Annotated in this window: 10 protein-coding genes and 1 pseudogene; all 11 read right to left on the bottom strand. The window is 41.6% G+C overall.

Annotated features, from left to right (window positions below):
* Positions 1 to 4 precede the first annotated feature (4 nt).
* Entirely contained in the window at positions 5 to 2,071 is a 2,067-nt protein-coding gene (locus NWQ57_RS11440) for a DUF1302 domain-containing protein (RefSeq protein WP_306022279.1), read from the bottom strand.
* A gap of 188 nt (positions 2,072 to 2,259) precedes the next feature.
* Positions 2,260 to 2,481, bottom strand: coding sequence for a DUF2835 domain-containing protein (locus NWQ57_RS11435; RefSeq protein WP_306022278.1), 222 nt, complete (start codon positions 2,479 to 2,481; stop codon positions 2,260 to 2,262).
* 29 nt (positions 2,482 to 2,510) lie between these two features.
* On the bottom strand, positions 2,511 to 5,141 hold the full coding sequence (gene pepN, locus NWQ57_RS11430; protein WP_306022277.1) for an aminopeptidase N: 2,631 nt from the start codon (positions 5,139 to 5,141) through the stop codon (positions 2,511 to 2,513).
* A gap of 67 nt (positions 5,142 to 5,208) precedes the next feature.
* Positions 5,209 to 6,681, bottom strand: a complete 1,473-nt coding sequence (gene nhaC / locus NWQ57_RS11425; protein WP_306022276.1) for a Na+/H+ antiporter NhaC — start codon at positions 6,679 to 6,681, stop codon at positions 5,209 to 5,211.
* Between the two features lie 19 nt (positions 6,682 to 6,700).
* Positions 6,701 to 8,053, bottom strand: coding sequence for a sodium-dependent transporter (locus tag NWQ57_RS11420; protein ID WP_306022275.1), 1,353 nt, complete (start codon positions 8,051 to 8,053; stop codon positions 6,701 to 6,703).
* An 86-nt stretch (positions 8,054 to 8,139) separates the two neighbouring features.
* On the bottom strand, positions 8,140 to 10,179 hold the full coding sequence (gene prc, locus NWQ57_RS11415; RefSeq protein ID WP_306022274.1) for a carboxy terminal-processing peptidase: 2,040 nt from the start codon (positions 10,177 to 10,179) through the stop codon (positions 8,140 to 8,142).
* Positions 10,180 to 10,184: 5 nt separating this feature from the next.
* On the bottom strand, positions 10,185 to 10,829 hold the full coding sequence (gene proQ / locus NWQ57_RS11410; RefSeq protein ID WP_306022273.1) for an RNA chaperone ProQ: 645 nt from the start codon (positions 10,827 to 10,829) through the stop codon (positions 10,185 to 10,187).
* A 20-nt stretch (positions 10,830 to 10,849) separates the two neighbouring features.
* Complete coding sequence (locus tag NWQ57_RS11405; RefSeq protein ID WP_306022272.1) at positions 10,850 to 11,137, bottom strand: hypothetical protein; 288 nt, start codon at positions 11,135 to 11,137, stop codon at positions 10,850 to 10,852.
* Positions 11,134 to 11,598 (bottom strand): GAF domain-containing protein, encoded by a 465-nt coding sequence (locus tag NWQ57_RS11400; RefSeq protein ID WP_306022271.1) that lies wholly within the window; start codon positions 11,596 to 11,598, stop codon positions 11,134 to 11,136. The genes NWQ57_RS11405 and NWQ57_RS11400 overlap by 4 nt, the downstream gene beginning before the upstream one ends.
* A gap of 20 nt (positions 11,599 to 11,618) precedes the next feature.
* Positions 11,619 to 12,308, bottom strand: a complete 690-nt coding sequence (locus NWQ57_RS11395) for an SIMPL domain-containing protein (protein ID WP_306022270.1) — start codon at positions 12,306 to 12,308, stop codon at positions 11,619 to 11,621.
* A gap of 175 nt (positions 12,309 to 12,483) precedes the next feature.
* A pseudogene (locus tag NWQ57_RS11390) lies at positions 12,484 to 12,610 on the bottom strand (GFA family protein); the annotation flags it as partial.

Below are 12,610 nucleotides of genomic sequence, written 5' to 3'. Positions count from 1 at the left end.
CTCTCTAAATTGAATACTTAACGTTAAAAGACATAAAGTCGCGGTCTGACAAGGCATTTGTTGTACCGACTCCACCCCAGTAGCTGTTGTAACCTAAAGACGCTGACCATTTACTTAAATAGTCAAAGGTTAATGTAGCACTTGCCGACTTACGCTCTTCAATGAATAAAAATAATGGATCAGGCGTAATACCATTAACATCATGTGCAAAGGTGAATCTTGCTTGCATGTTAACGCCAGAAAACACGTTGTTATATGAGGCGTTTGCTAACAAACGGTAACCCCACGCGGTCTTAGTTGGAAATGGATTTTGCTCAGGCCCATCAGACAATCCAATGTGTAAACCAGTACGCGGATTGCCATCAGCGGTAGGCTGCAATGACGGCGTTCTGACCGAACCAGGACCATTTAAACGAATAACATTGGGATCAGGAAAATCCATAATATTCACATAACCCACTTCTCCCAACACAACCAAATTGTCAGTTCCTAACATCGGTCCAAAAATATGAGTTGCTGTTGCTTGGATTTGCATGGTGTCTGAGTTTAAGTAACCTTGTGCTGTTTCACCAGGTCCTACCGTTCTACCAAGGTAGCCATCTAATTGTGAAATCCCTTCAAAATCGGGACGAATACCTGCAATAGCGAGCTGTTGTGGCATTGCGGCATACAACAACTCTACGTCGTCAATTTGCAAAGGTTCGTCAATACGATAAGAAATCTCACCCGCTAAGGCCGTTTCACCTACGTTCGTATTAAAGCTAAAACCGTACAATTTAATATCTTCGGGGTATTCAAATTCAATCTTGGTAAAAGCCTGCAAATCAGTGATGTTATCCTTAGTAATCACTTTTTGCGCCAAATAGGCTAAGTCAGCCCCAATACCCGCAGCAGTAAAGTTAGAGGTCGTGCCCGTAATTAAAGGACGCTGCGAATGATAATTGATCATGTACAAGCTCAATTCACTGTCATTCAACTCTGACGCAAAATAAGTCAGTTTGATTCCATACTGACCTTGATCACTGGCATCTTTATGAGCGTCATCACTAAAACCACGCACCGCTACTTTGGTAGGATAGGCTAAATACGCGCTACCAATTTGTGCAGGATCTGCACCTGCTTTGAGCGCATTACCTAATTGATTGAGGCCAGCCATCAAAAAGTCTAAGTCAATGTCTGGGTTACCACTAAAACCCAGTTGAACGTTTTGCGCTTGACCGCCTTCGCCAGCAAAATCATTGGTCGCAAAGTAGCTACCTGCCTGAGGTAACAAACTGCGCTCCCATTCATATTGATAGTAGGCAGACACACTGAAAGATTCGGTTAAATCAATGGACGCGAAGACCGTACCAACCGGTATAAATACTTCTTTAAGTTCTGCACCCGGTGCTTGAGCACGAGTAACGTCAACTGGATTAATGGTATTAATACCGTGCTGAATAAAAGTACCTTCACCCCAACTGATCACTTGTTGACCAATACGCAAACTCATTGGCATATCAGCAACGCTAAAGTCAGCATAAAAGAATGCGTCTAATAAACGAATATCTGAACACAATTCTTCGCTGGATTTACCAGTAGCACACGGGTCTTGTTTTTGCCCAGTAATAGGATTAGTCCACGCTCTAGAACCATCTTTCATTTCAAAATCGTAAAAATACATACCACGCATAAAGATACCCATATCTTTATAGCGAATATCTAATTCATGCACACCTTTGAACAAGGTCGAGAACGCTTTATTTTTATCGTAATTTAAATTACCCAGATCACCATTGGTAGAATAGGCTGCATCTGTTAAAGCCCATACATCAGAGGAGGTGTAAATAGGATTAGTTGCTGGGTTGTAACCTGACCAATCTAGGTTTAATTGATTACTGTTGCCGACTGTTGAAAAATCAATATCTTCAACCCGAACACTGGTACCAAATGAAAAGTTTGAGTCAAAACTCACTGACCAATCGCCACTGTCCCAATTTGCGGCATTAGCCGTCATAGAACAAGCACCTAAAACGCTGGTGATCCCAAGTGCGATTGTTGTTTTTTTGAATATGGATGAACCATAAATCATATATTTTTACTCCCCAGTTAGCCGACTTAAACAGTACAGACTAGCGACCTAGACAAATGAACTTTAAATTAACAAAATCATTACATCATTTTGCGCTGATAGCAAGAACTAATCGTACCAGTTGATTAACAAATAGTAACTATATTTCAACAACTTGTGTTTATATTTTAACCAAGGACCGTAAAAACTTACGCCATTTTCTCGAAACTGACGAGCTTATTCGCACCACTTACTTGTAATCTGAAACGCCCCCGTATGCCAGTTGGACTGACAAAGGGGCGAAGGTTTTTGATTGGAATTTGAATCTTGGTGCCTTGTTCATCAATAATCACCACAGCATTATTGCCAGGCTGATACAATTTTAAGCACTCGTCATAACTCGCTTTTATAGAAAAGTAATAGGTATGCATTGTGTTAAACGATATGCCCCCTAACCTTCCTATTTAAAATGTAAACTTTTACTGATTTTTTCGAACAAGTCTTTACTCAATTGTGGAATATCACTGATTCGCATTAATTGATGCTGCATCAAGGCTTGACGCTTAGCATCCACCTTTTGCCATTGAGTCAAAGGAGTAATAAGTCGAGCAGCAATTTGCGGGTTAAGCGTATTGAGTTTAATTAAGTAGTCAGCTAGAAACTTATAGCCACTGCCATCAACAGCATGAAAACCAGGTACGTTATAATAAGCAAAACTGCCCACAAGCGATCTAACTCGATTTGGATTTGAGATACTGTACTGAGCATGACCGGCAAGAATATCCAGACGAGTCAAAATATCAGTCCTGGGCGTATTTGCATGCAGGGCAAACCACTTATCTAGCACCAATGCATCATCGCTCCAGCGCTGTTCAAAACATGACATCAATTCATCAAATAAACCCAGATCACCCAATTGCGCAGCCGCTAAAGCGCCTAACGAATCAGTCATATTATTGGCATCGTGAAACTGCTGACGAATAATGCTTTCAACGCCCTGCTCGCCACTTAGCTGCAAGTACTTCAAACTTAAATTATTGAGTTTGCGTTGTTCAACTTGATTTTGCTCGTAAGCGTAAGGCTGATGGCTACTTGCTTTATACATTTGCTGCCAATGAGGCAAAAAGGCTTTGGCCATAGTTTGCATAAGAGATTTTCGTGCAGCATAGAGTTTGTCGATATCAATTTTATCCCGTTGTTGCAATAACGTTTCAAAACTAGGCAAACTCAGCATCTCAGCTTTAAATGCCTGGGATAAATCTTGATGAGCAGCAATAGGTTCCAGTGCAGTTAATAAGCCATCAAGCAAACTGTTGTTTTTATCCCCTTCATCGCTTGCCATTTGGTGTATGCAATCACTGTAAATTTTTTGGCTAGCGTCCCAGCGGGCAAAGTCATCAGGACTATGCAACAGCACATGAGCCAACTGTTCATGAGAATAAGCATAGTTAAGACGAACTGGCGCAGAAAAATTATGCAACAAAGAGGGGGTGGGTTTTTCTGAATAACCAAAAAAGTTAAGCTGTAGATTATCTTCTTTAAGCTCTGCAACAAATTCAGTCGAGCCTTTATCATCCAACGCTAAGGTCTTACCGTCTTTATCTAATAGGCTTAAGGCCAGTGGAATATGCAAAGGCATCTTATCTTTTTGGTCTGCCGTCGCTTTAGTCGTCTGGCTTATATTTAAACGATATGTGCCAGTTTGACGATCATAGAAATCAGTAATATTTATCGTTGGTGTACCAGATTGACTGTACCAGCGTTTAAAAATACTCAAATCTTTATTGCTCGCATCTTGCAATGCTTGCACAAAATCGTCGCACGTCACCGCTTGGCCATCAAAACGAGCAAAATACAAGTCCATCCCTTGCCTAAAGCCTTCTGCACCCAACAAGGTATGCATCATCCGGATCACTTCAGCCCCTTTATCGTAGACCGTTACGGTATAAAAGTTATTCATCTCGATAACTTCATCGGGGCGAATAGGATGCGACATCGCACTGGCATCTTCGGCAAATTGGTTTTCGCGGATCACCTTAACGTTTTTAATACGATTAACTAATGGAGAGCCCATATCAGCGCTAAATTGTTGGTCGCGGAAAACCGTGAGGCCCTCTTTTAGACTCAATTGAAACCAATCACGGCAAGTCACTCGATTGCCTGTCCAATTATGGAAATACTCGTGAGCAATGACCGATTCGATATTGAAAAAATCATCATCCGTAGCAGATTCGGGATTGGCCAATACAAACTTACTGTTAAAAACATTCAGTCCCTTGTTTTCCATTGCGCCCATATTGAAAAAATCAACGGCCACAATCATATAAATATCAAGGTCATATTCTAAGCCGAAGACCTGTTCGTCCCATAGCATCGACTTTTTAAGCGAATCTAAAGCATGTTGACCTTTGCCTAACTTACCCTTATCGACAAACAGTTCAAGGGCGACTTTACGGCCGGAACCGGTGGTATAACTGTCTTGCAATAAATCAAAGTCACCGGCTACTAAGGCAAATAAATAACAAGGCTTTTTAAAAGGATCCGACCAACTAACAAAATGACGGCCATTATCTAATTCACCCGAATCCACTTTATTTCCGTTTGACAACAAAAATGGATAGCGTTGTTTATCTGCACAGACCCTTACATCGTAGGTTGCAAGCACATCAGGCCTATCCAAAAAGTAAGTTATCTTGCGAAATCCTTCTGCTTCACACTGAGTACAAAAAGAGTCAGCAGCAAAATACAGCCCTTCAAGACTGGTGTTCAATTTAGGGTGAACAACCGTGGTTATGGATAATTCAAACTCAGCAAGTTCAATCCTTATAATTAACGCGTTTTCCTCCACTTCATAATCTAACCAGGGTTCGCCATTAACTAGCAACGATTGCAGAGTTAACCCTTCACCATCTAACACTAAAGCTTGTTTATGTTGGCCATTACGTACAATGTTAGTTATGCAAGAAACGACGGTAGACTCGGCGTCGAGATCAAAATTAAGCCTAACGTGTTCGATGAAAAATTCAGGCGGTAAATAATCTGATCGTCTTTTTACAGTAGGCGCAGTGAGCGGTGATAAATTATTGGTCATAAGGATCTCAGATAATAAATAGGGTATAAGTGAGTACCGAATTACACGTTACTCACTCTAAAATAATTTAGCCTTGTGTAGACACGCTTTTTGGCACTGGAATACGAAGAATTTTTATACCCAAATAAGCATAAATAATAGAAAGCACAGGGTTAATCAAATTAAAAAACGCATAGAAAATGTAATCTAATGGACTCACTGCCAAAACCCCTTGCATATACACACCACAGGTATTCCAAGGAATTAAGGGGGACGTAAGTGTGCCACCATCCTCTAAACTACGAGACAAATTTAATTGATTTAAACCGCGTTTCTCAAACTCTTCTTTGTACATTCTGCCTGGCATTACAATCGCCATATATTGATCAGCAGTAATGATATTAGTGCCAATGCACGTCAAAATTGTGCGGGTAACCATATCGCCGGCCGTGGTAGCGCCTTTTAAAAACGCGCTCACTGCTCGCTTAAGCAAACCCACTTTTTCGAGTACTGCGCCAAACGTCATGGCACACATAATCAACCAAATAGTATTTAACATACTTGACATACCGCCACGGCTCAACAAGCTGTTAAGTGTTTCGCTGCTGGTAGCAAATTGCACGCCATCAAATAAAGCTGTCCACACAACAACAACGGTACCTTGGATATTATCCATACCCTCTGCAGACAATTTACTAATAACTTCGGGCTGAAATAATGCCGCCCAAATACCGCCCATAATGGCCCCCATAGCGACGGCTGGAAAAGCGGGCACTTTACGTATTGCCATCGCTAGCAAAACAAATAAGGGGATCAACATATGAAAGCCAAGATTGAATTCTTGATTTAGCAACAATTGCATTTCTTCAATTCGGCTTGATGACTCTGGTATATCTGAACCAAACCCAATAACAGTGAAAAGAATAAGAGCAAGTATGAAACTAGGCACCGTCGTCCATAACATGTATTGAATGTGTTCGAACAGATTAGTACCAGCGATAGCGGGCGCTAGATTAGTGGTTTCAGACAGGGGGGAGATTTTATCACCAAAATACGCCCCCGAAATGATTGCCCCGGCTGTAATGGGTGCTGACATGTCCATACCAATAGACACGCCCATCAGTGCCACACCCACTGTTGCCGCGGTAGTCCAAGAACTTCCAATACTCAGAGCAACAATGCCACAAATTAAACAACTTGCCGCATAAAACATAGAAGGATTAAGTAAGTCTAAACCATAGTAAATAAGGGTCGGTACAGTGCCCGATAACATCCAGGTACCAATTAAAGATCCAACGGCCAACAAAATCAAAATAGCGCCCAAAGAGCGAGAAATTCCTTTAACGATGCCTTTCTCGATATCATCCCATTTATAACCGTTTTTAATACCGATAATGGCAGCGATACCCATTGCCAATAACAGCGCAATTTGATTGGGACCAAAAGAGGAGTTTTCACCAAAAAGGTAAACTGAAGTGCCCAATAAGCCCACTAAAATAACTATCGGCACAATCGCATCGAGTAATGAAGCTTCTTTAATATGTTTATTATTATTTTCCATTAACACTAACTACCCTTTATTAACCAATTACCGAACGATAAAACATCACTACAATGACCACCGGGCAAACAAATCGAACATACCAAGGCCAAATTTTCCAAAATAATCCTTGCTCAGCAGAAGGATCACCTTCTTTAAGTTCTGCTAATATTTGGTCTCTCTTCCACACCCAACCCGTAAATATACACAATACCAAACCTAATAAAGGCTGACTGTACTCTGTTGTAATCGCAATCACTAAGCCAAATAACGCATTAAAGTTAGTGGCAATAATACAACTGAGAGCATAAATACCTAGGGCTAAAAACCATACTGAGCGTTTACGCCCTAGGCCTTTACTTTCAACCACGTAGGCCACTGGCACTTCTAACATAGAGATAGACGACGTCACGGCCGCAATGATCATCAAAGCAAAAAAGGCAAAAGCCACTACATTGCCGATCATACCCATGGTTTCAAAAAAAGCAGGTAATACCGCAAAAATAAGTCCTGGTCCGGCAATGTATTCCCCATTCTCACCAAAAATTTGTACACCGCTATGCAATGCAACATACATCGCTGGAATAATTAATAATCCCGCAAGTACCGCAACGCCAATATCAACAAATGCCACGGCCGCACCAAGGTTAGGTAATTTTTCTTGCTTTGAAATATAAGAACCATATACCAACATCGTCCCTACACCCAAAGACATAGAGAAGAACGCTTGCCCCATGGCGCTGATCAATAAGTCAGGACTGAGTATTTTTGAAAAATCAGGTAATACATAGTGACGCAAGCCTTCCATCGCACCGTCTAGAGTAAGTACATAGACAATCAGTAAAGTAATGATGATGAACAAAGCTGGCATTAGTCTAACAGACCAACGCTCTATTCCATCTTTAACGCCACCAGATACGATGCTGGCAGTTAGGGCTAAAAATAAGCCACAAAAAAGTATATTGCGCCCGATGGCATCTTCAGAAGACAAATCAGCCGTTAACCAAGCGGTTGCACTGTTTAAGCCTAATAACTCAGCTAAGGGGGCAAGGCAAAAAGAAATCATCACACCAGCAACCAGCGCATAAAACGCAAGAATGAGTGATACGGTAATAAAGCCCCATACACCAGCTAGTCGCCCTACTTTGCTACCCGTAATTTGTCCTAGAGCATCAACCATATTTGACCGCGTTGCACGACCAATTATTAGTTCTGCCATTAACACAGGATACGCCAGTACAAAGGCAAGAATAATATAAACCAAAACAAAAGCGGCGCCACCATTACTGGCAACTTGGGTAGGAAAACCCCAAATATTGCCTAATCCAACCGCCGAGCCTGCTGCCGCCAGTATAAATCCAATTCTGGATGAAAATTCACCACGTGCACTCATCTGTCACCTATTGTTATTATTTTTTTGTTGTTTTAAATAAAGTAAAAAAGGGCTATTGGAAATAGCCCTTTTTCTGCTCAGTATCATTATTTTTGATTAATTGCGTACTTTCCTGTGGTCAGTAGGTCGTAAGTAATACTTGCGGCTTCGTCAAGAAATGGATCGATTTCAGGTAGATCTTCAGGTAAATCATCAAGGGATTTGACTGGTTCAAGCCCTTGTCGTTTTAAACGCTCATTTGCGCGGGTCAGGTTACGCGCCTCTGCTTCATTTTTCTCTTTCAAACGCTCGGATTCAACCAATGAAATGGTCTTGTCAGACTTTTTTACTTTGTAGCGTTCGATGTCTTCAAAAATATAAGCAAACTCCGGGTCTTGCTTAACTCGCACATCATGTTTTTGCGCAAGTTGTTGGGCTACGGTTTTCGTTTCACCAAACGTAGTATAGTTTGCTCTGGCGATACTATCCCAAGGTAAGGCTGTTTCTTCTTGGCTTTCACCCCAATCTTTAGGATCAATAGGCGAAGGAAACAACACATCAGGGATCACACCCATGTGCTGTGTGCTACCGCCATCAATGCGGTAGAACTTAGCAATAGTGAATTGCACACTACCCAGCGGATTCTCATACAGGTCGTATATTCGGCCTAAACCACGGTGCTGCTGCACAGTCCCTTTACCGTAGGTTTGTTCACCTAAGATAAGCGCACGGTTATAGTCTTGTAGCGCAGCAGCAAAAATTTCAGAAGCTGAGGCACTGTATCTATCAACTAGCACAGTTAAGGGTCCATCATAAAACACCTTACCGTCTACATCTTCTTCAATGCGGATACGACCCGCACCGTCGCGAATTTGGACTACAGGACCTTTGTCAATAAACAGCCCCGTAAGTAAGGTAGCTTCAGTTAACGAACCACCGCCGTTGCCGCGAAGATCAACAATGATGCCATTGACCTGCTCTGCGTTAAGTTTTTCTATTTCTTTTTGTACATCTGCATGCAGATTATTGTAAAAAGATGGGATCGTAATCACGCCTAATTTTTCGCCTTTATGTGGACCTGTTTCCGGCACATAAACGTCTGATTTAGCCGCTTTATCTTCTAATTTGATTTTGTCACGCATCAAAGCGACAACGTCTGGGGTAGTGTTTTCGCCTGAGCCTTTAACAATTTGCAAGCGCACTACACTGCCCTTTGGACCTTTAATTAACTCGACAACTTCATCCAAGCGCCAGCCAATCACATCAACAAATTCTTCGTCGTCTTGGGCAACACCCACAATTTTATCTTCGGGTTTAATTTTTTGAGATTTGTCGGCAGGTCCACCCGGCACCACGCTACGAATAACGGTGTAATCGTCTTCACTGAGTAAAACTGCACCAATACCCTCAAAGGATAAATTCATTTCCATTTGAAAACGTTCGGCATTGCGAGGTGACAAGTAACTGGTGTGCGCTTCAATTGCACGAGCAAAAGAATTCATCACAATTTGAAAAACGTCTTCACTGCTGGTTTGCGTTAAACGTTTTATTGCTCTTTCATAACGTTTGTTTAGTAATTCTTGAATTTTAGGCCAATCTTTGCCCGCTAACTTCAGATTTAAGGCATCGTATTTGACACGCTGACGCCACAATTCGTTTAGCTCTGCTTCATCTTTAGGCCACGGTGCATCTTCACGGTCAAACAAAAATGCATCATTAGCCACTTCATAATCGAATTCTTTATCTAACAGCGTTAAAGCGTATTCAAAACGTTTTTCGCGCTTTTCCATGTTGAGCTGGTACATTTCATAAGCAATGGATAAATCGCCTACTTCAATCGCATCATCAAACTGGGTTGAATACTTTTCAAATTTTTTAATATCAGCTTCGGTAAAAACATTACGATTAAAATCAATCGAACGAAGATAACGGTTAAAAATGACCTGTGATAAAGAGTCGTCCAAATCAATTGGTTTGTAATGCGCCCGTAAAAACTGAGAAGAAATGCGTTTTGCAGAAACGGAGTGCTGAGACTCTTGTTCAAGATGTGGCAAACCTTTAACACTTTCACTGTTTTCAATAGCTACTGCATTTGTCCCCATTAACACTAATGCGGAAATGACAGACAAACGAATCGATTTCATCATACTTACTACCTCTTGGCGCGTGCCAACCTAAGATTATCAACCTGGACTTTGACCACCATTCCTGTATCAAGTTGCACCTGCACACCATCTTTGTTCACGTCAGTGATAGAAGCAGGCATCGGCGTTTTACCAATTTTTACGGTTACTAAGGTGCCAACGACTAAATGTTCTGCGCTGAGTTTTTCTGCGGGGGGCAACTTAATAGCAGGTTCAGGCTTTTTCACCGGTTTTTCTACCGATTTAGGCTTGGCTTGCTCTTTATTTTTGTAACTTTTCTTTGCAGGCGGCTTTTTGGCTTGTTGTTCTTTGCGTTTTTCAGCAACCAATGCGCGGCTTTCGTCTAATTGCTTTTTGGCATGTTCAGCGTGATCTTTTTCAATAACGGCAACGTCATTACCGTCTAAATCGACCCGTTGTTGCCCTTCAACAATTGACTGCAAATAACGCCAGCTATTGGTGTAATGGCGTAATGAAGAACGCAACAATGTTTTACTGACTCTTTCTTCATCATCTAGCCTTTGCGCTAAATCTTGGAAAATACCAATTTTGAGAGGCTTTGCTTGACCTTGAATGCTAAAACAGGCCGGGAATGTCTCAGCTAAAAAAGCGAGCACTTCTTTGCTATTTGAAAATTTCTGTGGAGTATCCATTAATTCTTCTAGTGTGTAAGTTATCGAGGTTCTTGTAGCTCATCATCCCAAGTTGCCAATAGTTGGTCAACCCAGTCGTGCAAATCATCTTCATCTATATCAAGTAAATGGCTATCTTGTCGCCAATTTTCCCAAATATATTGGATCATATTCTCTAAAGACTCTGAATCAATGTCTTCATCGGCATGATCATACAGCAAATGTAACATAGAATTAAGCTTGTCAGTGGCTTCTTCAGCCTGCTCTTCCCAATAATCCATGTCCTCAACGGTAGCTAATGCAACATGGATATCAACAAAGTGCTTCACAACATACTCGCTTCTAAACTGTTTACAATTCGCTGTAAACCTTCTACGTCGGCCAGATCAAAGCGACCAATTAAGGGGCTATCAATATCAAGCACTGCAACCACAGCCCCGTTTCTATAAACTGGCAACACAACTTCTGAGTTTGAAGCCGCATCGCAGGCAATATGCCCTGAAAACTCATGTACATCATGCACTAACTGCACTTTTTTCTCAGACACAGCCGTGCCGCATACGCCTTTACCAATGGGAATGCGAATACAAGCAGGTTTACCATGAAAAGGGCCAAGCACTAATTGCTCGTCTTTCATTAGATAAAAACCCGCCCAATTAACGTCATCCAAGGCCCAATATAATAAAGCGCTAATATTAGCCATATTAGCAATCATATCAGGCTCATCGGCCACTAAAGATGCTGCCTGTTGGGCAAGTTCAGCATACTGTTGTTGTTTGGTTTGACTCATTCACTCTCTCATTAATGTCACTAATCAACTAATTCAAAAACCACTGACACTTGCGCCGTGGTATTCATCTCGCCCGGTAATGAGCTAGATTCTGCCATGGAGCGCAGTCTCATGGTGTTTTTGGCTTGCATCGCCTGACCTTGTGATTGCTCAGACACGGTTATGGCGCTTCCTAATTCTAAATCTAACACCTCAGCCATGTGTTCAGCACGTTGCTGCGCGTCTTGCAACGCCTGCTCTATCGCACTCTGATAATGTTCGTAAGCTTTGCTGTTTGAGTAGCTAAAGCCTTCAATACGCGTAATATTAAGTTTCAATACACTATCAATGGCTTTGTCGTACAAAGACAATTTATCTAGGGTGATATCAATACGACGACTGAGTATAAAGCCCTTTTGCTCTTGGGTTTGGCCATTATATTCTACCCAAGGATTAAACTGCACCTGTAAGCTTTGAATATTTTTTTCTTTTACATCTAGCTTTTTTAACTGCTCGATGACTTGATTGGTTTTTTCATTAACTATGCGATTTAGGTCGCTAGCTGTTTCACCTCGTTCTTCAATGACCACAGTGAAGTTGAACTGGTCTGGCACACTCACCGCGCTGCCCACGCCAGTTACCGTAATTTGCCGCTGCTGCGCTGGGTGATGAGGTGGTGTAGGACCACAGGCAGTCAATAACAACACACTTGATAGCAATAACTTTTTCATAACTCTCCTTATTACCCTGATAAAAAACCTAAAATTAGCAGTACCAGCTATCATAACCGCAATCTTACTGCCAAGCTCACAAATTCATTGAGACACGTCTACGAGCCCTAAATAACAACGCGCTGGATATTGGCCCATAATGCAAAAATACAAGCTTTAGTCGCCATTGCCAAGCTCACTCTTTAGCAAAATACGCCATAATTTCTGCTGCTGTCATTTCTTGTGTTTGATTTGAAAAGCAGTAATAGCTTGGCCTTTTATCAGTAAAATACTGCATGTCCATTTTAAGGCCATCAAGTCCA

The sequence above is a fragment of the Paraglaciecola sp. genome (assembly GCF_030730205.1).
In the GTDB taxonomy this organism is placed as follows: Bacteria; Pseudomonadota; Gammaproteobacteria; order Enterobacterales; family Alteromonadaceae; genus Paraglaciecola.
The sequence above is the reverse complement of the archived record's forward strand: the minus strand, read 5'-3'. Positions and strand labels throughout refer to the sequence as shown.